This is a genomic window from Bacteroides sp. AF25-5LB (assembly GCF_003602965.1).
GTDB classification, from domain to species: domain Bacteria; phylum Bacteroidota; class Bacteroidia; order Bacteroidales; family Bacteroidaceae; genus Bacteroides; species Bacteroides uniformis.
This window is the reverse complement of record NZ_QTMC01000002.1, coordinates 120594-141960: the sequence shown is the minus strand read 5'-3', so window position 1 is coordinate 141960 and position 21367 is coordinate 120594. Positions and strand designations below refer to the sequence as shown.

At 49.4% G+C, this 21367-nt stretch carries 16 protein-coding genes, 1 other RNA gene and 1 pseudogene; 11 read left to right on the top strand and 7 right to left on the bottom strand.

Annotation, left to right across the window (positions count from 1 at the left end; all coding sequences use genetic code 11):
* Positions 1 to 39 precede the first annotated feature (39 nt).
* On the bottom strand, positions 40 to 2868 hold the full coding sequence (locus tag DWY57_RS02800; protein WP_119961316.1) for a glycoside hydrolase family 3 N-terminal domain-containing protein: 2829 nt from the start codon (positions 2866 to 2868) through the stop codon (positions 40 to 42).
* Positions 2869 to 3666: 798 nt separating this feature from the next.
* Between DWY57_RS02800 and ssrA the strand changes: the two genes are divergently transcribed.
* Positions 3667 to 4065, top strand: a transfer-messenger RNA (tmRNA) gene (ssrA, locus tag DWY57_RS02795).
* A gap of 203 nt (positions 4066 to 4268) precedes the next feature.
* On the top strand, positions 4269 to 4754 hold the full coding sequence (locus DWY57_RS02790) for a helix-turn-helix transcriptional regulator (protein WP_119961315.1): 486 nt from the start codon (positions 4269 to 4271) through the stop codon (positions 4752 to 4754).
* Positions 4755 to 4953: 199 nt separating this feature from the next.
* On the opposite strand, the gene DWY57_RS02785 is transcribed toward DWY57_RS02790, so the two are convergent.
* The 5 genes from DWY57_RS02785 to DWY57_RS02765 form a co-directional block, all read right to left on the bottom strand.
* On the bottom strand, positions 4954 to 5751 hold the full coding sequence (locus DWY57_RS02785) for a class I SAM-dependent methyltransferase (RefSeq protein ID WP_057255848.1): 798 nt from the start codon (positions 5749 to 5751) through the stop codon (positions 4954 to 4956).
* 81 nt (positions 5752 to 5832) lie between these two features.
* On the bottom strand, positions 5833 to 7473 hold the full coding sequence (locus DWY57_RS02780) for a sigma-70 family RNA polymerase sigma factor (protein WP_119961314.1): 1641 nt from the start codon (positions 7471 to 7473) through the stop codon (positions 5833 to 5835).
* Positions 7474 to 7544: 71 nt separating this feature from the next.
* The gene (locus DWY57_RS02775; protein WP_117600422.1) at positions 7545 to 7979 is read right to left on the bottom strand and encodes a transcriptional repressor; all 435 of its coding nucleotides are present in this window, start codon (positions 7977 to 7979) and stop codon (positions 7545 to 7547) included.
* 5 nt (positions 7980 to 7984) lie between these two features.
* The gene (locus tag DWY57_RS02770) at positions 7985 to 9925 is read right to left on the bottom strand and encodes a heavy metal translocating P-type ATPase (RefSeq protein WP_119961313.1); all 1941 of its coding nucleotides are present in this window, start codon (positions 9923 to 9925) and stop codon (positions 7985 to 7987) included.
* Positions 9926 to 10022: 97 nt separating this feature from the next.
* Entirely contained in the window at positions 10023 to 10904 is an 882-nt protein-coding gene (locus DWY57_RS02765; RefSeq protein WP_117964201.1) for a hypothetical protein, read from the bottom strand.
* A gap of 112 nt (positions 10905 to 11016) precedes the next feature.
* Here DWY57_RS02765 and DWY57_RS02760 point away from each other — a divergent pair, with 112 nt between their 5' ends.
* The 6 genes from DWY57_RS02760 (at position 11017) to DWY57_RS02730 (ending at position 17484) form a co-directional block, all read left to right on the top strand.
* Positions 11017 to 12474: a DUF5690 family protein gene (locus DWY57_RS02760; RefSeq protein WP_117600419.1), complete on the top strand. Its 1458-nt coding sequence runs from the start codon at positions 11017 to 11019 to the stop codon at positions 12472 to 12474.
* Between the two features lie 14 nt (positions 12475 to 12488).
* On the top strand, positions 12489 to 13283 hold the full coding sequence (gene phnX / locus DWY57_RS02755; RefSeq protein WP_119961312.1) for a phosphonoacetaldehyde hydrolase: 795 nt from the start codon (positions 12489 to 12491) through the stop codon (positions 13281 to 13283).
* A 36-nt stretch (positions 13284 to 13319) separates the two neighbouring features.
* The gene (locus DWY57_RS02750; protein ID WP_117600516.1) at positions 13320 to 14408 is read left to right on the top strand and encodes a 2-aminoethylphosphonate--pyruvate transaminase; all 1089 of its coding nucleotides are present in this window, start codon (positions 13320 to 13322) and stop codon (positions 14406 to 14408) included.
* Between the two features lie 179 nt (positions 14409 to 14587).
* Positions 14588 to 15934: an MATE family efflux transporter gene (locus tag DWY57_RS02740; RefSeq protein ID WP_117964203.1), complete on the top strand. Its 1347-nt coding sequence runs from the start codon at positions 14588 to 14590 to the stop codon at positions 15932 to 15934.
* Between the two features lie 31 nt (positions 15935 to 15965).
* Positions 15966 to 17072: a DNA polymerase IV gene (dinB, locus tag DWY57_RS02735; protein WP_119961311.1), complete on the top strand. Its 1107-nt coding sequence runs from the start codon at positions 15966 to 15968 to the stop codon at positions 17070 to 17072.
* 37 nt (positions 17073 to 17109) lie between these two features.
* Complete coding sequence (locus tag DWY57_RS02730; RefSeq protein ID WP_005832831.1) at positions 17110 to 17484, top strand: YccF domain-containing protein; 375 nt, start codon at positions 17110 to 17112, stop codon at positions 17482 to 17484.
* 96 nt (positions 17485 to 17580) lie between these two features.
* On the opposite strand, the gene DWY57_RS20815 is transcribed toward DWY57_RS02730, so the two are convergent.
* A complete protein-coding gene (locus tag DWY57_RS20815) occupies positions 17581 to 17721 on the bottom strand; it encodes a hypothetical protein (RefSeq protein WP_165491341.1) in 141 nt (46 codons plus the stop codon).
* 232 nt (positions 17722 to 17953) lie between these two features.
* Between DWY57_RS20815 and DWY57_RS02725 the strand changes: the two genes are divergently transcribed.
* The 3 genes and pseudogenes from DWY57_RS02725 (at position 17954) to DWY57_RS02710 (ending at position 21362) form a co-directional block, all read left to right on the top strand.
* Positions 17954 to 18844 (top strand): LytTR family DNA-binding domain-containing protein, encoded by an 891-nt coding sequence (locus DWY57_RS02725; RefSeq protein ID WP_117964205.1) that lies wholly within the window; start codon positions 17954 to 17956, stop codon positions 18842 to 18844.
* Between the two features lie 138 nt (positions 18845 to 18982).
* A pseudogene (locus DWY57_RS02715) lies at positions 18983 to 20922 on the top strand (TonB-dependent receptor).
* A 26-nt stretch (positions 20923 to 20948) separates the two neighbouring features.
* The gene (locus DWY57_RS02710) at positions 20949 to 21362 is read left to right on the top strand and encodes a DUF2141 domain-containing protein (protein ID WP_117601676.1); all 414 of its coding nucleotides are present in this window, start codon (positions 20949 to 20951) and stop codon (positions 21360 to 21362) included.
* The last annotated feature ends 5 nt before the right edge of the window (positions 21363 to 21367 follow it).

Here is a 21367-nt window from a genome sequence, read left to right as displayed (position 1 = left end):
ATACAGCGCAGCCAATTAGCATATTGGCACATTAGCACATTAAAATTTAACTTCGGCAATACCGACGCGGTCATCGTTCAGCACGATGCGGAGGTCGCTGGCGGTAGTGCCTTTGAACGGATAGGAAATCAGCTTGCCATATTCGCTGACGGTGCCCGAATATACGGTGAGGAACTGTCCGCCACCGCCCGAGAGCTGGATTTCGAAGGTTGCCGGTAGGTTGTTGTCGCGTGTAAAGGCGATGGCAACTTTATCTACCTTGGCTCCGTTCTTTAGGGCAAAGGTAATATAATCTCCCTTATTTCCTTGCCATACGGTATTGATTTTTTCGTCGAGCACGTTTTCGGCATCCTCTGGGTTAGTGCTGGCGTTCACACGCTTTGTCGGTTTTTGGACTTCAATGGCTTTGGCTCGAGTCTGATAATCCTCTACGGTCAGCGTTCCGTTTAAGCGGATGTCTTCGGAAGAGGCGCCGGCCATGAGCACGAAGTCGCCGGGTTCCACCACCCATTTCATGTCGGCGTCCAGAAGCTCCAAGTGCTTGCGGTCGATGGTGAAGGATAGTTCCTGGGTTTCGCCCGGTTCAAGGTGGATGCGCTGGAAACCTGCAAGGTTCTTTTCGTAGGTGGTGATGCTGCTCAGTACGTCGCGGATATAGAGTTGCACTACTTCATCTCCGGCGCGTTTGCCGGTGTTGGTCACCTTCAGGCGGACGGTGGCAGACTCGTTTGGGGTAATGACTCGGGGGGTGATGTCGAGGTCGGAGTACTCGAAGGTGGTGTAGCTCAAGCCGTAACCGAAGGGGTACAGTGCTCCGTTGATGCGTGACATATTGCCGTTGAGTCCCGGATTCTTACCGCCGTCTATCTGTGAAGAAGGCTTGCAGGGGAAGTTGAAGGGTATTTGCCCTACGCTCTTGGGGAAGGTCACTGTCAGCTTTCCGCCGGGGTTGTAGTCGCCGAAGAGGATGTCGGTCAGGGCTGTTCCGCCTTTGGAGCCGGGATACCAAGCTTCGAGGATAGCGGGGACGAACTTGTTTGCCCAGTTGATGGAGAGCGGGCGTCCGTTGATGAGTATCAGTACGACGGGCTTGCCCGTGGCTTGTATGGCTTGAAGCAGTTGCAACTGCCGGCCGGGCAGGTCGAGGCTGGTGCGCGATTTGTTTTCGCCGCAGGTGCGTTGTCCGCCGCCTAATACTACGATGGCAACATCAGCTTGACGGGCATTTTCTACGGCTTTGTCTATCTCGGCTTGCTCGTCGTCGGTCAGAGGATAGTCTATGATTTCACTTTCGGGCCAGTGGGCATCCACTAGGTTGCAGCCTTTGGTGTAGAGCACCTCTGCCTTGCCTTTTGTCTTTTCTTGAATGCCTTCCAGTACAGTGGTCACCTCTACGGCAAGGGGGCCGTAATGGGTCAGCGCGTAGCCTTCTTCGTTGGCATTGGGACCACAGACGGCAATCTTCTTGGTGGAGTTGATGTCTAAGGGCAACAGCTCACCGGCATTCTTCAGCAGAACGATGGACTCGCGGGATGCCTGCAAGGCGATGGCTTCGTTCTCTTCTTTTTCCACTTCACGGTCGGCACCGGTAAGGTCTGTCTGGTAGGGGGCATCGAACAGACCGATGAGGAACTTTACCCGGAGGATGTCGCGCACACGGTCGTTAATGACTTCTTCGCTCAGCCCGCCTTCCTTCACCAGTTTGCGGAGGGGAAGGACGAAGGAGTCGGGCGAGCGGAAGGTACAGCGTACGTTCAGCCCGGCTTCCACGCTTTGGTGGACGGCTTCTTTCATGTCTTTGGCGGTGCCGTGCTTGGTGTAGAGGTATTCTACGGCGTCACTGTCGGATACGACGTAGCCACGGAATCCCATTTCGCCACGCAGGCGGGTGGTGAGCCAGTAGTAGCTGCCCTGCACGGGGATGCCGTCGTAATCGTTGTACGAACTCATTACGCCCAGCATGCCGGCTTCCCGGATGACGCGTTTGAAGGGGTAGATGTGTATGTTCTCCACTTCGCGCGGCGACATTTGCGGGTCCACGCGTGCCATGCCTTCGCGGGCGCCTTTGTTGTTACTGTAAGCGGCAAAGTGCTTGCCGGTGGCGGCCACTTGGTGGTTGTGCTGCAAGCCGCGCACCATTTCGATGCCCAGTTCGGCTACGAGGTAGGGAGATTCGCCGTAAACTTCTTCGTAGCGTCCCCAGCGCTGGTCGCGTCCTACGTCGAGGATGGGGGCGTAGACGTTGGTGTAGCCCAGCATGCGGGCTTCGCGTCCGGTGATGAGTCCTACTTGGCGAATCAGTTCACGGTTCCAGGTATGTCCCAGTCCCAGTTGGGTGGGGAAGTTGGTGGCGCGGTAGCTTTCCACGCCGCGTATGCCTTCGTTGGTAAAGTCTACGGGGATGCCGAGACGGGTATCTTCCACAAAGAACCGTTGCACCTCGTTCAGTGCCCAGGCGTGGCGCGAGGCGGGCCAGACGTAGGCATTGTCCGAGGGAGGCAGTCCCCATTGCTGGAAGCCGTTCAGGTGTTCGTCGATGGCGCCGATGCCGTCTTTCCAGAGCAGCTCTTTCCATTCGGGGGTGGGGAGGTCGTCTTTCAGTACGCGTTTGTAGCCGTAGAGGGTGACCATTTGGCAGGTCTTTTCGTCCAGCGTCATCTGTTGCAGCAGGTTTTCGATACGTGCTTCGAGCGGGGCGGAGGGGTCTTCATACACGTCTTTCACTCGGTTCTTGTTGAAGTCTATCCAACCTTTGCGGTACATTTCACTTTTCACCGGCTTGTAGGTTACCGGTGTTTTGGCAGGCTTTTGTGCGCAGAGCAGTGTGCTTCCTCCAAGCAGCAGGGTTAGGGCAATAAGGTTCTTCATGATATGTTCTGAAAATCTCTTGGTTATTATTGTTTCTTTTATTGACAAAAATACGGCTAATGTGTGAAAGAAAGGGATAAAATAGTCCGAAGTATCGGCTTTTATTGTCCGAAGGGTATTCCTCTTACTAAAAATATCCTCCAAGATGCTACCGGGGAGTTCAAATCATTATTAGACGAAACATATCATTCACTTTTAAAAAGAAATAGGGGACACTATAATAACCTGAGAAGTAGATGCGGTCGTGGTGTATACAAGTATTACGGCTGCATCTGTTGAACGAGGGTATATTTATATAATAGGAATCCGTTGGCAGAATTGTTGCTTGTACGGGAGAACATTCTTTTCAACCTTGGGATGTCTAAACCCAACCTTGGTTTAGACATCCCAAAGTTGGGTTTGGAAAAACCAAAGTTTGGGATAGATTGCTTCCTTAATTCTTTCCGGTTTTTCCGTTAACTTCCTATCTCTTTTGTGCAAATATCCATTACAGAAGATAGATATTCCCTCTTGCAGGCATTAATTCCGTCAACGGATACTGGCTTTGGTAGCTGTTTGAACATTGATGACAATGGGGTGCACATATTGTATGTATGGAGGATTATTGTTTTTATCACGAAAAGTCAGTATTAGCTAATATTTGTAAATATATGGTGATTGCTAATAAAAGAATATGTATCTTTGTGCCAAAGAAAGCGGTAGAGGATGAAAAATAAAGTAGCATTTATCCCTTTTTCACCCTCCCTACTTAGCAATGAGTTACGCAATCTTTTAAATTTCAGACCGTTATAAAGTCATGGGGTTGACTGGATTTGACAGCGGGCAGAAATGGTAAGTAAGCATGCAGTGCGTCGTTGATTTGCACTTTAATCTCAGTCCTCAAAATTTTATCTGGCGAAACTCGTTACGCTCTCGCTGCTTAATCGAAGTATAGTAGATTGAAGCTTAATCCCGGCACAAGGTGCTGGGACGTGACATCACTCGGAAGCTGTTGCTCCGAAGCATTCCGATAAAGTGGTGCAGTCAAATCGGGGATAGTTCGTGCCAGCCTCGTGGCGCGGATGAAACTTTAGAGGATAAGGCAACGGTTGATGGCTTTGGTTCTGCCGCTGCACGAAAACTTAGGCAAAGATAAGCATGTAGAAAGCTTATGATTTCCTCGTTTGGACGAGGGTTCGATTCCCTCCAGCTCCACGAAAAATGGGAAAATAAGTTTTTAATTCCTTGAATTTCAATGGTTTAGGGAATTTCTTTTTCTACTACTTCCTCTATCTTTTATATTCATTAAAAAATAATTGTAGTAAATGTACTACAATTCAAAATTAATGTCTACTTTTGTCTGCTCAACAATCAATAACTATTAGAAGTGGGGGCAACACTTTAAATTCTGCAACAGATTTATGAAAATTCACGAAGGAAAATGTACAGAGAAGATTTTGAAAGAACGTGAACGGATTGGTAACCGGTTAGCCATTCTTCGCAAGAAGAGAAATATGACCCAAGAGGAATTGGCTAATCTTTGTGGTGTTAATCGTGTTAATATAGCCAAGATAGAGAAAGGGGCTTATAATGTGAGCATTGATATACTATCTAAGGTAACATCCGCTCTTGGTTTTGTGATAGATATAAAAGTGGATAGCTCTGTTTGTCCGATTCATTTCTCTCAACGTAAACCTGTAAAGCTGGTAATAGGGGAAGACTATTATGTCAGTTTTGGCAATAACGAAGTCCATAGATGTAAGCTGGTTGATATTCCGGAGATGTACCAAGGTCAAAGAATTAAAATCGAAACTCCGACCCCGAGAGGGTCTATCACCCACATATTATTTGCCGATGAAATAGGAACGACACCTGACGAGGCTGTAATGAACCAAGTAACGATGTAAAAACATTAAAAGGGAAGAAGTGCAAGTTCCTCTTTTATTGAAATCCCCCTCGCTACAACCATCTGCAGCGAGGGGGATTTTTTAGTTTATGAGGGTTTCTACACCCACTCTTTCATCAGAGCTATTCAAAAAATTAATTGTTTCTTCTGAATATATAATCTTAAATTGATGGTTCGGAATCAATTCTAAAGCTGGGAAATCAGTAGTGATTAACAGTTTTAGTCCCTTTCTTTAATATGTAAAAGCAACTTGTACAAAAGAAGTTTCTTATATACGGGATAGCAGCAATAACTCCGTTGAGCCTTCGTGGGGACAAGCCGAATTTGATTTTATAATGTGGGTTTATAAGGTACAGTCTCCGGTCAATGATTTGATAGTTGGCTTGCCGGGCGATACGATTGAACAGTTCTATGGTGCATCCGGTGCTCTTTATATCCAGTAGCTCCGTAATTGCGTGTTCCTGCTCGCCGCATAGTCTTAATATCCATTTGTATAAAGTGCGGGGAAGGAGGTGGAGAAAAGGGAAGTGTGAAACAATGCGGCTGTGTGCTATCTGCTGGTGCCCTCCGAATGGCATTTGCCAGGCGGGAAACCCTACAAATATAGCTCCATCGGCAGACAAATGTTTTTGTAGGCCGGAGAGGAACCGTTCTTTGTCTCTGATATGCTCTATCACATCGTGTAGAAGAATTAGGGGAAAATTCGTAGCCTTGTCCTTAAGCTGGAAAATGTCGGTGGCAATGAACTGTCCCTGCTGATGCCTTTGGGCGAAGAAGGTTCTGGCTTGTTCTATTCGCGTGGCATCAATGTCTACGCCCATCACCCGGCAACCGGCTTCGGCAAAGGGGAGCAGATTGCCTCCCTCTCCACAGCCCACTTCCAGCACTTTATCGGGGATGTGTCCGATGACTTCCTTTATGTAGGGGATATAATAGTTCTTGCTGGTCTGTGACTGTTCACCAAAGTAGCTTTCCCGGTCGGTATGTCGTTTCTGCATGTTCTTTGTTCCTTCTTGAGTTTGATTATCCATATAAATAGATAATCAGTCGGGTAAAAGACTGCGTGGCACATCGTTTTTTTACCAGGAAATGCGGAGGCCTACCGGGAGGGTGAATGTGAACGGATGTTCCTTTCGGATGGTGCGCAGTTGGCTGCCGTCGGGGATGTAATAGTTTACAGTCGGCTCCAGATAGATGCCTGCCTGGGGTGTGAGGTGATATTGTATGCCTATACTTGTGTTGACCGACCACTGCCAGGGAGCACTTACCGGATGACTGCCGAGCTTGTGTGGAATACTGTCTGTGACGTGGAAGCTTTGGAGTGTCCCTTTTATGGGGATATCCACCTGCATGCCTGCCGTGGCATAACCGGAGAAACGTTTGTAATGCCAGAAACGGTAGGAAAGCCGGAGAGGGATGCCGATATAATGCAGCTTCTGGTTGTCTTGAATGCGGAATGCTTCGCCGGTAGTGAACTCCGACCTGAGAAGCGTATATTGCAATCCGGTTTCCAGACTCCAACGCTCATTCAATTTCTTGCTGAGAGAGAGTCCCACGACGGTGGGGGCATGATGCTGCTGGTTCTCAACAATCCTGCCGCTGTTATTCTGGGCAATCTGCATGAGTCCGATGGAATCTTTTCCCAGAGTACCCTGCTGATAGCGGGTGTGCAGATAAGAATAATACTCTTCCCACGTACTGACTTGTTGAGGGAAGTCACTTGAAATGCCGTCGGTATGTGGAGTGGCAATCAGCTTATATAAGTTCTGTGCCAGTTGCGGTCCGAGTGAACCTGCCAGCATCAACTTCCATTTCCCGGATTTCTTCTTGCGGGTTGGCGGCATCGGGGAAGGGGAGGAGGCGAAAGCCATCTGCCGGTTGGTGATGGTCTGTCCGGTGAATGGAGAGGGTATGGGATATTTGTGGATGCTATCTTTCATTTTGGGTATGGTAAGGGGCCATTCTGTGGAAACAGGAACGGGAGGGATGATTCGTTCCCTTTTGTTCAGATTTTCTTTGGTATAGCATTGTTCGTCGTTTCGGGGAGTATCAGTTTTCTTTGTTAGTTGCGTACTCCCGGCTTGCCTGGAAGAAACTTTGGACAAACGGTTTTCCCTGATACTCTTTTTCTCTCTGTACAGATAGTCATACAGCGTTGGAAAGAGAAGCAATACTGTCAAAACAATGAATACACGGTATCCTGCCAGCATCTTTTTAAGTAAAATTTTCGCCCGGAACAATTGGGAGGAAGAGGAGTGTGGCGCTATACCCAGTAAATCTCCGATTTCTTTGTGGGACAATCCTTCCAGTACTGCCAGTTTAAATACCTTGCAGTAGCCCTCCGGAAGGCTCTCCACTATATCCAGCATCTTATCGTACGAAATGAAATCCGGACAAAAAGGATTTTCAGCAGGCTCTTCCTCTTCCGAAATATCTGTCAATGGGATGGTGGGGTTGGCATTGGCATGGTTGAGGTATTGCAGTGCCAGGTTTCTCATAATCTTTTTCATCCAGTATTCCAGTTTCTCCGGGTTGCGCAGCGAATGAATGGAAGTGAATATGATGACAAAACCGTCGTGAAGAAGATCTTGGGCTATCGTTGGGTCGGGAATATAGCGTAGGCATACTTTCAGCATTTTCTCTGAATAGTTTTCGTAGAGCAGGCTCAAGGCCTGCCCGTTTCCCTTCTGGCATAAAGTGACAAGAGCTTTTGTATCCATGTGTTTGTCTCAATGTTATTTCTTAAAGATAGAGAAGAACATGAATGACTGCATGGATTTTTATTTTTTAACTAAGCCTCCCGGTTGGCTTCTGCTGCACAGTCCGGACAAATGCCTTTCAGTACATAGTTGATGCTGTTCAGTGTAAATCCTTGAGGCAGCTTCACCACCGGAGTGGGAATGTTGGTGAAGCAGAAGGTCTTGTTGCATTTCTCGCAATGGAAATGGGTGTGCAGGTCGCTTACGTCGCAAGAGCAACTGTCACTGCACACGGCATACTTGAAGGAACCCGTCCCGTCATCTATACTGTGTATCAGATGATGGGAGAGGAATAGGGTAAGGGTACGGAAGATGGTGGATTTGTCCACCGTATCCAGCATGGTTTCAAGGTCGAGCAATGAGACGGAACGGCCTGCCTGCATCATGGTGCGCAATACCAGGATGCGAATGGCAGTGGGCTGTATGTCTCTTTTGGCCAATAGGTCCAAATATTTCTTTTGTTCCATTTTTTCTATTTAATAAGTTTCTGTATGCGTATGGCGTTCACTATCGCAATGAGGGCGACGCCTACGTCGGCAAAGACAGCTTCCCAAAGTGTGGCGATTCCACCGGCACCGAGGATGAGGACAAGCAGCTTCACTCCGAAAGCCAGCGAGATGTTCTGCCAGACAATCCGGCGGGTTTGCCTGCCCGCATGAATGGCGGTGGCCACTCTCGAAGGCTGGTCTGTCTGTATCACTACATCGGCGGTTTCGATGGCGGCATCGCTGCCAAGTCCGCCCATGGCGATGCCCACATGACTAAGGGCAAGAACCGGGGCATCATTGATGCCGTCGCCCACAAAGGCTATCCGGTTGGCAGGGTTGCTGCGGAGTGCCTCGATGTGCTTCACCTTTCCGTCCGGCAGCAGGTCTCCGTATGCCTGGGTGATGCCTAGCTTTTCTGCAAAGTTAGTAACAATGGCTTGTTTGTCTCCCGATAATATCTGAATATTATTGATATTTAAAGCTTTTAATTCTTTGACGGCGTTGACGGCGTCTTCCTTCAATGTGTCTGATAATAACAGATAGCCGGCATATTTGGTTCCGATGGCGCAGACCACAATCGTATCGACAATTGATGACAGTTCATCGGGATATTCTATCCCGAACTTAGTCAGCAGGCGGGTGTTGCCCACCAGGACACGCGTTCCATCCATAGTGGCTTGCAGTCCGTGGCCGGCAATCTCCGTAACGTCCGTTGTGGCAATCAGCTCTATATCCCTTTGTTTGGCATAGCTTACGATGGCTTTGGCTATGGGGTGCGTACTGTTTCGCTCTGCCGAGGCGGCAAGCTGTATCAACTTCTCTTCCGTAACTCCCGGTTGTGCCTGGCAGGATTGTACATCGAAGGTGCCTTTGGTCAGCGTACCCGTCTTGTCGAATACCACCGTGTCGACTTGGGTGATGGCATTGAGGTAGTTGCCCCCTTTGAAGAGGACACCCAGGCGGGAGGCGGCACCGATTCCTCCGAAGTAGCCTAACGGAATGCTTACGACGAGGGCGCACGGGCAGGAGATAACCAGAAAGACCAATGCTCTGTATAGCCAGTCATTGAAGATGAACGAGAATTGTGCATCTGCCAGCGAATAGAGGAAGGGGAGCAGTACAATCAATGCCGCCAGTCCGGTGACGGTGGGCGTATAGATACGGGCAAACTTACGGATGAAAAGTTCTGCCGGCGCTTTGCGCTCGGAGGCATTCTGCACCAGTTCCAATATACGGGAAAGAGCACTTTTCTCGAAGGGTTTGGTGACTTGGATGCGTACGACTTTGTCGGTCGCAATCATTCCGGCAAGCACTTCCCCGCCTTGGCGGATGTTGCGGGGAACACTTTCTCCCGTCAGTGCGGAGGTGTTGAAGGCGGCAACTTCGTCCAGCATCGTTCCGTCCAGGGGGACGCGCTCTCCGGCTTTTACTTCGATGGTTTCGCCTACCTGCACACGTTGGGGAGCTTCGACAAGCGTACTGCCGTTTCTGATGACCGTTGCCGTTTCGGGACGTACGTCGAGCAGGGCGCTGATGTTACGCTTGGCTTTGTCTACGGCTTTGTCCTGAAAGAGCTCTCCCAAGGAGTAGAAGAGCATGACGGCAACGCCTTCGGGATATTCGCCTATATAGAAGGCGCCGAGGGTGGCGATGGACATAAGGGTGAATTCGCTGAACACGTCCTTTTGCAGGATGCTTTCCCAGGCTTCCCTCATCACCGGGAGGCCTACGGGGAGATAGGCAAGCAAGTACCATATAAAAGGTACATACTCTCCCTTGAAGAAGGTGGCGTCAGTAGCATTCAGGATGAGCCCTCCGAAGAGCAATAGGGCAGAGAGGATGATTCTCCAATAATCTTTCAGCAGACTGTTTCTTTTTTCTTGTATCGCTGTATGTCCGTGTGTGCAGCAGCATTTGCAACTCATATTGTTTCCTCCTATTTTCTATTTTCTGCAGCAAAGGTAGCGGAAAGGAGATGCAACTTGGTTGCAAAGTGAAAATTCCCGGACTGTCCGGGCTGTCTTAGATTTCCAGCATCCGTTTCTCCCGTTCCAGGTCTTTCTCGTTCAGCAGGGGAGAGGGGACGGAACAGGTTTTGATGAAGTCGCCCGGCTGGCAGGTGTAGTTGTAGTAGGGGCGTTGCTCGTCGGTCAGCTGGTCTTGGGGGATGAGTTGGCCTTTCAGTTCCAGGAAGTCGTCCATGGAGGTGCTGTCCGAGTGTTTGATGAAGAGGATGCGGCGGGCTATGGGGTTGCGGTTGTAGTCCAGACAGAGGTAGAGCCCTTTGAGCAGGTGGGGAAAGTCGTACATGGGCAGTTGCAGGTAGATGGTGAACAAGGCTAGTTGGGGCGCCTCGCGTTCGTTGAAGAAGATATAGGCATTCTGGTGGTTGTTGAAGATAGCAGTGCCGAAGTGGGTGGTGTTGTAGGCGCTCATGTGCACCACTTTGACGTGGTCGTTGCTGTCGGCAGGGGTTATCAGGTAAGGCTCCACCTTTAAGGCATTGGAGGAGGAAGAGAGGCTGTAACTGATGTAGATGCCGCTGTAATTGTACACTTCCTGCGCCGAGTGGAGCATCTCTTCGGTCAGCATGTCGAGGAAAGGGTTGGCTTTTTGCCCCGTGGCTGGAGCAGGCTCCAGCTCAAAAAGTTGTTCCTTCAGTTCTTTGAGGGAGCCGAGGAGGCGCTTCTTCGATACGTTGTTCACTTGGGAGAGGGCGTAGTCCAGGGATTCTTCCTCCGTACTGCCTTTCCGCAGGGTGCTGATGTAGGTGGGGAGGACGCTGGAGTAGAGGGAGGAGAGGACGCTCGCCGCCATGTTGGTGTGGTCTGCCATTTCTTTCATTTTCACTCCTTTGTTGCGGAGGTATTCGATGCGTTTGTATATGTCTAAAAGGTCGTTCATAAGGGTGTGCTTCTATGATACATTACTTAAATGGGTGCAAAGAAAAGGTGCGGATGTTATGCTGGCGTTACATAAATATTTCATTAATGTTACATAATAAAGGGCTGTTTTCATGAAGTTTATTAATAATGGAAATTCATTTTTGCTGTCAGCGCCCGCCTCTATCTTTGCCACCGAAATCAAGAACGAATTTAAACAACACACTATGTTCAACGGTGAGAAAAAACAGATAATACAGAGCAAGAGACTGGCTGATGCCTTATTCATCCTTTGGGCGGGTGGAGCGGCTTTGCTTTCCTATTCACTGGTCTATGCGCTGCGCAAGCCGTTTACGGCTGCGGGCTTCGACGGGCTCGACTTCTTCGGGATGGATTACAAGACGGCAACCAGCATCGTGCAGATTTCCGGCTATTTTATTTCCAAGCTGATTGGCATCAAGGTAATTTCGGAACTGAAGAAGGAGAACCGTCTGAAGTTCATCATCCTCTCGGTGGCGGTGGCCGAGCTTTCGCTGGTGCTGTTCGGAGCGTTGCCCCGGCCGCTGAATGTCTTTGCGCTGTTCTTCAACGGGCTTTCGTTGGGATGCATGTGGGGAGTGATTTTCAGTTTCCTCGAGGGGCGGCGGGTGACGGATCTGCTGGCGAGCCTGATGGGGCTGAGCATTGCCATCAGTTCGGGCACGGCAAAGTCTGTCGGGCTGTTTGTGATGGAGCATCTCCACATCAGTGAGTTCTGGATGCCTGCCTTTATCGGTGCCTTTGCCTTCCCGCTGCTGTCGTTGCTGGGCTGGCTGATGACGAGAATGCCGCAACCTACCGCGGCAGACCGGGCACTGCGCTCGGAACGGGTGACGCTGGACGGCAGGGCGCGTGCGGACCTCTTCAAGAGCTTCATGCCGGTATTGCTGATGCTGTTTGCGGCAAACTTGTTCATCACCGTCTTGCAGGACATCAAGGAGGACTTCCTGGTGAAGATTCTGGATGTGGAGGCGGTGGGGCTGTCGTCGTGGGCATTTGCCAAGGTAGATGCGGTGGTGACACTGATTATCTTGTTGCTTTTCGGGCTGATGTCCGCGGTGAGGAGTAATATAAAGGTGCTGTGCCTGCTGCTGGTGCTTGTGACGTGCGGCACAGCGACCTTGGGATTCGTGGCCTTCAATTACGATGGGTTGCAACTGCCACCCATGACGTGGCTGTTCCTCCAGAGTTTGTCGCTCTATACTGTTTACCTCAGCTTTCAGACGTTGTTCTTCGAGCGTTTCATCGCCTGCTTCCGCATCAAGGGGAATGTGGGGTTCTTTATCGTCACACTCGATTTTATCGGGTATACCGGTACGGTGGTGGTATTGGTATTCAAGGAATTCTTCAATCCGGACATCAACTGGCTGGATTTCTATAACCTGATGTCGGGCTATGTAGGCATTGTGTGCAGCGTGGCTTTCCTATGCTCGGCTGTCTACCTGGTGCAGCGCTATCGCAAGGAGAATGCTTCGGGACCGTTGGGCTCTTCCCTTTTCCGTTTGCGCCGTTGGTCCCGGCCGGGCAATTCCTTGCTTCTTGAGACTGAATAATAATAATATATCGTATGAAAAGAATTGAATGTATCATTATGGACTGGGCAGGAACTGCCATCGATTACGGTTGCTTTGCTCCCGTCGCCGCCTTTGTCGAGAGCTTTCGGGCCATCGGCGTTCCCGTCACTGCTGCCGAAACACGTGCGCACATGGGGTTGACCAAAGTAGAAGAAATCCGTGCGCTGTTCAATATAGAGCGTGTCCGTGCGGAATTTGAACGGAAATTCGGCCGTCCCGCCGGTGAGGAAGACGTGCAGGCACGTTATGCCGAATTCCAACGGGTGTTGTTTGCCTCGCTCGAAGATTATACCGACCCTATTCCCGGTGTGGTGGAAACTATTTCCGCACTGCGTGCGCAAGGCGTCCGCATTGGCTCCACCACCGGCTATACCCGCTCTATGATGGATGTTGTGCTGCCTGCCGCCACTGCCAAAGGCTATGCGGTAGATAATTGTGTCACTCCCGACGGGTTGCCTGCAGGCCGTCCTGCTCCCTACATGATATATAAGAATATGGCAGACCTCGCCATCCCCTCCGTAGATTGTGTGTTGAAGTATGGCGATACCATCGCCGACATCAAGGAGGGTATCAATGCCAAAGCATGGACCGTCGGTGTAGTCCTCGGCAGTAACGAACTGGGACTGACACAAGAGGAAGTCTCCTCCTTGTCTGCCGATGAGCTCGAAGCCCGTAAGGCCGATGTCCGCCGCCGCATGCTTGCCGCCGGTGCCCACTATGTGGTCGATACCATTGCCGAGCTTCCCGCAGTCATCGCCGAGATAAACCGTAAACTTGAGATTTTGTAACCCTTATAAACGTATAAACTTAAAAACTCAATGCATATGAAACCCTACATTCTCCTTACCCCCGGCCCCCTTACTACCTCACAAACTGTCAAGGAAGCCATGCTGACCGACTGGTGTACCTGGGACGAAGACTACAACCTCCACATTGTGGAAGAAATCCGTAAGTCCCTCGTCTCCCTCGCCACCCAGCATACCGGCGACTATACTTCCATCCTCCTGCAAGGCAGCGGCACGTACTGTGTGGAAGCCGTCATCGGTAGCGTCATCAAGCCTGGCGACAAACTTCTCATACTGAGCAACGGCGCCTATGGCGACCGCATGGGCAACATCGCCGAGTATCACGGCATCTCGTACGACATGCTTGCTTTTGACGAAACGGAGCAAGTCTCCGTCAGCTACGTTGACGACTATCTTTCGCACAATGCCGAAATCACTCACGTTGCCGTGGTGCATTGCGAAACCACTACCGGCGTGCTCAATCCCCTCAAGGAGATAGCCCACCTCGTCAAGATGCACGGCAAGAAACTGATTGTAGACGCCATGAGCAGCTTCGGCGGTGTTCCCCTCGATGTACACGAACTGGGCATAGACTTCCTCATCAGCAGTGCCAACAAGTGCATCCAGGGCGTTCCGGGATTTGGCTTCATCATCGCTCGCCGTTCCGAGCTGTTGCACTGCAAGGGCGTCTCCAAGTCACTCTCTCTCGACATTTACGACCAATGGGAAGCCATGGAGAAAGGACATGGCAAATGGCGTTTTACTTCTCCCACACACGTGGTCCGCGCCTTCAAGCAAGCCATGGACGAACTGGCAGAGGAGGGCGGTGTGGAGGCCCGTCACAACAGATATTGCGAGAACCACCGCGTGCTGGTGGACGGCATGCGTTCCCTCGGTTTCCAAACGTTGCTGCCGGACGAGATTCAATCGCCCGTTATTACTTCTTTCCTCTATCCTCATGCCGATTTCAATTTCAAAGCTTTCTACACACAACTGAAAGAACGTGGATTTGTCATCTATCCGGGAAAGATTTCGCAAGCCGACACTTTCCGTATCGGCAATATCGGAGATGTTCATCCCGAAGATTTCTGGCAGCTGATAGAGATAATTCGCGAGTGTAAATACTAAGCTCCGAATCTGCATAGATTTAATCGTTCCATCGTGGAGGAATAATATTTCCCCCACGATGGAACGATTTGTCCTTCGCCTTCCTTCTCCTTAAGCTTCCCTATTAAATTTGACTTTCGTCAAGTCTGTAAACGCTATCTTTTCGTATTTTTGCACCCAATTTCGGAGGTATCAGATTTATGGCAACATCCAGAGAAATGACGGAAGGACGGGCTCTTCCGTTGATTTTCAACTTTACTTTGCCTTTACTGCTCGGCAATCTGCTGCAACAGACCTATTCATTGGTGGATGCAGCCATCGTGGGGCGCTTTCTGGGTATCAACGCCTTGGCTTCAGTCGGGGCAAGCACTTCGGTCGTTTTTCTTATTCTGGGATTCTGCAATGGCTGTTGCGGAGGTTTCGGCATTCCTGTGGCGCAAAAGTTCGGTGCGCGGGATTATGTCACGATGCGCCGTTATGTGGCTATCAGCCTGCAGCTGGCTGCGGTGATGTCTGTTGTCATTGCCGTGGTTACCAGCATTTACTGTGCAGATATTCTGCACATGATGAGTACGCCGGAGAACATATTCACGGGAGCCTATTATTACCTGCTTGTTACGTTTATCGGGGTTCCCTTTACTTTCTTCTATAATTTGCTGTCCAGTATTATCCGTGCATTGGGTGACAGCAAGACGCCGTTTTGGTTTCTACTTCTCTCTACAGTACTGAATATCCTGCTCGATTTGTTCTGCATTCTGGTACTGGGTTGGGGAGTGGCAGGAGCTGCCATCGCTACCGTATTTTCACAAGGCGTCTCGGCCATATTGTGCTACATCTATATGATGCGTCGTTTCGACATTCTGAAGACAACGCCTGCCGAGCGGAAATTCGACGGTGCTTTGGCACGCACACTGATGTACATCGGCGTACCCATGGGACTGCAATTTTCCATTACTGCCATTGGCAGCATTATGTTGCAAAGCGCCAATAATGCTTTGGGTACGGCTTGTGTGGCTGCATTCACGGCAGCCATGCGTATCAAGATGTTTTTCATGTGTCCTTTCGAGAGTCTGGGCATGGCAATGGCCACCTATAGCGGGCAAAACTACGGTGCGGGCAAGCCGGAACGTATCTGGATGGGAGTCAAGGCAAGCGCACTGATGATGATTGTTTATTGGGCATTCACTTTCTGTGTACTGATGTTCGGTGCCAGGACTTTTGCCCTGCTCTTTGTAGATGCCTCTGAGTTGGAGATTTTAAAGAATACGGAGTTGTTCCTGCACATTTCCGTTTCCTTTTTCCCGGTTTTGGGACTGCTCTGCATCCTGCGATACACTATCCAGGGGGTGGGATATACCAATCTTGCTATGCTTTCCGGTGTCTCGGAGATGATTGCCCGGATACTGGTCAGCCTGCTGGCTGTTCCGGCTTTCGGCTATCTGGCCGTGTGTTTTGGTGACCCTACTGCATGGATTTTTGCAGATGCCTTTTTAATACCAGCCTTCATTTATGTCTATCGGCGGATACTTCGGATGAAGAAAAATTAGTGTATCTTTGTATCGGGGAGTTGAAAGAAGAATGACCGGACGAAAAATTATACACATCGATATGGACGCATTCTACGCCTCCGTAGAACAGCGTGATAATCCTGCATTGCGGGGCAAGCCCATTGCCGTGGGCCATGCGGAGGAGCGGGGAGTGGTGGCGGCAGCCAGTTACGAGGCACGGCGTTTCGGGGTGCGTTCTGCCATGTCGTCACTGAAGGCAAAGCGGCTGTGCCCCCAACTTATCTTTATCCCGGGACGGATGGAAGTCTACAAATCCGTTTCCCGCCAGATACACGAAATCTTTCATGAATATACGGATGTCATCGAGCCCATTTCGCTGGACGAGGCTTTTTTGGATGTGACGGAGAATAAACCGGGCATTCCGTTGGCTGTGGACATCGCGAAGGAGATAAAGCGGAAGGTGCGGGAGAGGTTGAATCTGGTGGCTTCCGCCGGCATATCCTATAATAAGTTTCTTGCCAAGATAGCCTCGGACTACCGCAAGCCGGACGGGCTTTGCACCATACATCCTGCCCAGGCGTTGGACTTTGTTGCCCGGCTGCCCATTGAAAGTTTCTGGGGAGTGGGACCGGTAACGGCGAAGAAGATGCACACTTTGGGGATTCACAACGGGGAACAGCTGCGCATGCAGTCTTTGGAAATGCTGACCCGCGAATTTGGCAAAGTGGGGACAATTTATTATGATTTTGCCCGTGGCATCGATATCCGTCCGGTAGAGGCTGTCCGTATCCGCAAGTCTGTGGGCTGTGAACATACGTTGGAGAAGGACATCAGCAAGCGTTCATCCGTCATTATAGAGCTGTACCATGCGGCAGTGGAGCTGGTGGGGCGACTGGAGCACACCAATTTCCGCGGGAATACGCTGACGCTGAAAATCAAGTTTCATGATTTTAGCCAGATTACCCGCAGTATGACCCAAACAAAGGAGCTGGTTGCCCTTGACGTGATTCTGCCTTTGGCAAAGCAATTGCTGCAGGAAGTGGATTATGAACATCATCCTATCCGTTTGATTGGGCTTTCCGTTTCCAACCCCTGTGAAGAGGGGGAGGAGAAAGGAGTCTGGGAGCAGCTGAGTTTTGAATTTAGTGACTGGGAGACGGAACATTCAAATAAATAATGCTATATTTGTGTTCAGTATCAAAAAAAGGAAAGCTATGGGCTGTTTTATGAATATTTTGTGGTTGATGTTTGGAGGTATCATCACTGCTGTGGAGTATCTTATTGCAAGTTTATTGATGATGTTCACCATTATTGGCATCCCTTTTGGTATGCAGACCTTGAAAATGGCAAGCCTTGCCTTGTGGCCTTTCGGCAAAGAGGTTCGTAGTGGGGAACGTTCCAACGGTTGCCTCTATGTGCTGATGAATATTCTTTGGATATTCTTGGGCGGCATTTGGATTTGCCTTTCGCACTTGGGATTCGGGTTGTTGCTGTGCATCACTATTATAGGCATTCCTTTCGGTATTCAACATTTTAAGTTGGCAGGGCTGGCATTGACTCCTTTCGGGAAGGATATTGTTGCGGCTTGAGTTATTTTCTGTTGGTTTGGAATATGCCAGAGAAGAAGAAGGGCGGGGAATTTTTCAGTTCTCCGCCCTTCATTCATTGTATTTAAAGGTGTTTTTTTACATGGTTACAAGGGGCTGCTTTGCAAGCAGTTTTTGTAGTTTACCGTTCAGTGTTTGGCACATTGTTCCATTACCCATTGCTTGATAGCGTTTGATTTGGTACTGTAACATAAAAATTTCATTTGCATTCTTTTTCATAATTCTCATCTTTTTGTGCTCTCCGCGTTTCGGAAAGCGGGTTTTATATCTTTTCTTTTATCTTATAACGCTGCAAAGATACGAAATGTTTGCGATAAATATGTTCTATAACATAAAAACTTATGTTTCTTTCTTCATTTTCTCTAGAAATACTGTATTTTGCAATCCGTATATAACAAATATATTACATATCTTTGCATGTACTACCATGTAAAGAAGAGAGGTAATACTTATGAATAAACTGACAGAACTTTGGCGGAGCCCCTATCCCATGTTTTATCAACGTTGGAAAGCGGTGGTGATACCTTCGGTCATTATATTTCTGATACTATATATACTCCAACCTTTCGGTATTTCCCGGATAAAGGAAGGTGTATTTTGGGTGGTTGCCGGTTCGGCACTTATAGCGGCGGGTGCTTCGAGCATCTTCACTTACCTGCTTCCGGCATTGTTTCCCACCTATTATAAAGAGCAGAACTGGACGTTGGGTAAACACGTGTTGGACGTGTTGCTGATGCTGTTACTGATAGCGGTGGGAATTTGGGTCTATCATTCATGGTTGATGGGTATGTGGCTGGACAAGCGGTTGTTTTTTCTGGCTTTGTCTTGGGTAATGGTACTGGCACCTTTTCCAGTCGTGTTTTTCTTGCTGTGGAATCGCAATTTGCAACTGACCCGTAATCTGCAAGAAGCCATGGAGATAAATTGCCACCTTTCAAAGAGGGCATCTCAAGAGGTTGGGGCGGAAAGTAAGGAGTTTTCTCCGGAGGAAGTGTTGGTGTTTTCCGGTGGCACCAAAGATATGCTGGAAGTGAAGGCCGTAGATTTTCTTTATGCGGAGGCTGAAGGAAATTATGTGAAGGTGGATTATCGACTGAAGGGAGAGAGTACCCGGAAGATGTTGCGTGCCACGATGAAGCAGGCAGAGGAGGCGGTTGCTGCCTGCCCCTTCATTATCCGGTGTCATAGAGCCTTTCTGGTGAATGCCCGCAAGGTGGTGAAAGTGGACGGAAACTCTCAAGGATACCGGTTGAGGCTGGAGGGAGATGGAGAGGAGATTCCTGTTTCACGTGCCTATGCCAAGGAGGTGAAAGCACTGATAGAAAACAAGATAAAGCGGTAGCTATTCGTCACAGAGATACGCCATTCGTCACAAGTCGTTGGTTGTTCGTCACATATCCGGGTCGTCTGTCCCGGATATTTTTTTTGTCCGTGTCCTTCCTTTATGTTTGTGGCAGGAAAACATAACGAACATGAAGATATGAAGTGGAAAATAATCTTTTTAATGACGGGCGGACTTCTCTTTGTACAAGCTTCCGTAGCGCAGAAGTCGGTGACGGATACCGTGCGTCTGACATTCAATATCGATAGTATAGGTCTGGACGAAGTGGTGGTAAGAGGGAAAAAGACTCCTGCCGCCAATAGCAGGTGGAGCGATATGCATCCGGTGGAACTAGTCACGGTGGGCGGTGCAAACGGTGATTTGTACAAGGCATTGCAGACCTTGCCCGGTACGCAGGTGCAGGGGGAGACTGGCGAATTACTGGTACGTGGTGGGAGCAGCTATGAGACACAGACCTTCATTGATGGGATGCATGTGTTGAATCCCTATACCTCCAATGGAATAAATACCCCTTCGCGTAGTCGTTATTCCACCTTCATGTTCAGTGGGGTGAATTTTGCTTCCGGCGGGGCTTCGCAGGAGTACGGAGAGGCTCTTTCGGCTGTTCTGCCCTTAGAAACCAAGGATTATAGTAAAGTGGATAAGGTGGGCGTGAATGCTTCCGTAGTCGGTGTGGGCGGGGGCGGTACCAAGACTTTGGACCGTGGCTCCTTGTCCGTCGATCTGAATTACCAGAATCTGAGCTTATATGACAAGGTTTATTCCGGACGGACAGAATTTGAGCGGCCCTACCGGATGTTTTCCGGTGCCACCCAGTTCCGTCATACCCCCGGCGATGCGACGGTTTTTAAGATCTATGCGCAATATGACCGGACAGACTTTTCTGCCTATGAGGGGGATGAACGCAGATTGTTCGCTCTGGCCGAAGACAACATCTACGTCAATGCTACCTTTCGCTATCGTGCGGCAGGTGGATGGGACTGGTTTGCAGGGGCTGCTTATTCCTATTATAATCGGGAGGTCAACGCTGCTGCTGTTTCGGGAGATAATTGGCTGGAACGCCAGTGGGAGTTGCATTTGAAGACTAAGATGTCTAGGCGCTTCTCGTCAGTATTCCACCTGGATATGGGGGTGGAGAGTTATATCCGTAACTATCGGAATTGTTATCTATACTCCGACATAGACGATGCCAACCAAATGTCCCCCACTATCAGTGCAGGTTTCTTTTCGGCTGCTTACTATCCGCTGGAGCGCTTGAAGGCAGAATTGTCTTTCCGTACGGAGTACACTTCTCTGAACCGGAAGATGAATTTTTCTCCGCGTCTGGCGGTAAATTACTATTTGGGGGATATGATGCTCTCTGGCATAGTGGGCCGCTACACGCAATTGCCCGAAAATGACTGGTTGGTACGTAACCGGAAGTTGATGTCCGAGGTGTGCATGCAATATAATCTGGGGATGCAATACGGTTATGAAGGACGTTTCTATAAGGCAGAACTTTATTATAAAGACTATATTATAAAGACTATAGCCGCTTGGTTCTGGAAGAAACAGATGCTGGAACGGGGAGTGTACTTCTGACTTCCGGTGGATACGGATATAGCAGAGGTGTAGACTTGTTCTTCCGCGACCGGATTTCGATAAAGAATCTGGAATACCAGTTGTCCTATACGTATAACATTTCCAAGCGTAAATATCAGAGTTGTTCCGAGCTGACCATTCCCCAGTATGCCACTCGGCATAACGCGGCATTGGTTGTGAAATATTCCTTGCCCCGTCTTCACTCCATCATCAGCTTAACGAACCGTTTCAGCACGGGGCGTCCCTATCATAATCCATTGCTGCCGGGGTTGATGAACGATGAAGTGAAGCCTTATAATAGCTTGGATTTAGGGGTGACCTTTCTGGCGAGCAAGAAGGTGATTATCCATGCTTCCGCCAGCAATATCCTCGGTCGCAAGAATGAGTTTGGCAAAGTAGACAACAAGGCTGTCCTGGCTTCCCAAGACCGTTTCTTTTATGTAGGAGTGTACGTCACTTTGGGGAAGAAGGCTGCTTACGATGTATCCAATTTCTAATGATAACTCTTTAAAAAAGAACAAAGATGAAAGCAATGATTATTTTTTTAGTGTTTGTGTTACAAAGTGTTGCCCAGATGCTTTTTGCTCAGAACCTGACCATTGAAGTGCGTGACATTGAAAAGGTGGAGGGACATCTCTACGTCGCCCTCTATAACTCGGAAGAGGCGTTCATGAAGAAACCCTTGACCGCTTTCCGGATAGATGTAAAAGATACGTCGCTCTCCATCCCTTGCCAGGGACTTCCTGCGGGCACGTATGCCATTTCCCTTTTCCAGGATGAGAATGGAAACGGGAAGCTGGATAGCGGGGCTTTTGGCATCCCTACGGAGAAGTTTGGTTTCAGCAATGATGCCGAAGGCATGATGGGGCCTCCGTCCTATGCCAAATGTAGCTTCATTTTCTCCGGAGACATGACTTTGGTGATACATCTGAAGTAAAAATT

What these genes read in the sequence shown, in the direction of transcription:
- DWY57_RS02765 (WP_117964201.1), bottom strand. Translation starts at nt 10,904, where the DNA reads ATGAACGACCTTTTAGACATATACAAACGCATCGAATACCTCCGCAAC.
- DWY57_RS02750 (WP_117600516.1), top strand. Translation starts at nt 13,320, where the DNA reads ATGAAACCCTACATTCTCCTTACCCCCGGCCCCCTTACTACCTCACAA.
- DWY57_RS02785 (WP_057255848.1), bottom strand. Translation starts at nt 5,751, where the DNA reads ATGCAGAAACGACATACCGACCGGGAAAGCTACTTTGGTGAACAGTCA.
- DWY57_RS02710 (WP_117601676.1), top strand. Translation starts at nt 20,949, where the DNA reads ATGAAAGCAATGATTATTTTTTTAGTGTTTGTGTTACAAAGTGTTGCC.
- dinB (WP_119961311.1), top strand. Translation starts at nt 15,966, where the DNA reads ATGACCGGACGAAAAATTATACACATCGATATGGACGCATTCTACGCC.
- DWY57_RS02790 (WP_119961315.1), top strand. Translation starts at nt 4,269, where the DNA reads ATGAAAATTCACGAAGGAAAATGTACAGAGAAGATTTTGAAAGAACGT.
- DWY57_RS02800 (WP_119961316.1), bottom strand. Translation starts at nt 2,868, where the DNA reads ATGAAGAACCTTATTGCCCTAACCCTGCTGCTTGGAGGAAGCACACTG.
- DWY57_RS20815 (WP_165491341.1), bottom strand. Translation starts at nt 17,721, where the DNA reads ATGAAAAAGAATGCAAATGAAATTTTTATGTTACAGTACCAAATCAAA.
- DWY57_RS02780 (WP_119961314.1), bottom strand. Translation starts at nt 7,473, where the DNA reads ATGGATACAAAAGCTCTTGTCACTTTATGCCAGAAGGGAAACGGGCAG.
- phnX (WP_119961312.1), top strand. Translation starts at nt 12,489, where the DNA reads ATGAAAAGAATTGAATGTATCATTATGGACTGGGCAGGAACTGCCATC.
- DWY57_RS02725 (WP_117964205.1), top strand. Translation starts at nt 17,954, where the DNA reads ATGAATAAACTGACAGAACTTTGGCGGAGCCCCTATCCCATGTTTTAT.
- DWY57_RS02740 (WP_117964203.1), top strand. Translation starts at nt 14,588, where the DNA reads ATGGCAACATCCAGAGAAATGACGGAAGGACGGGCTCTTCCGTTGATT.
- DWY57_RS02770 (WP_119961313.1), bottom strand. Translation starts at nt 9,925, where the DNA reads ATGAGTTGCAAATGCTGCTGCACACACGGACATACAGCGATACAAGAA.
- DWY57_RS02730 (WP_005832831.1), top strand. Translation starts at nt 17,110, where the DNA reads ATGGGCTGTTTTATGAATATTTTGTGGTTGATGTTTGGAGGTATCATC.
- DWY57_RS02775 (WP_117600422.1), bottom strand. Translation starts at nt 7,979, where the DNA reads ATGGAACAAAAGAAATATTTGGACCTATTGGCCAAAAGAGACATACAG.
- DWY57_RS02760 (WP_117600419.1), top strand. Translation starts at nt 11,017, where the DNA reads ATGAAGTTTATTAATAATGGAAATTCATTTTTGCTGTCAGCGCCCGCC.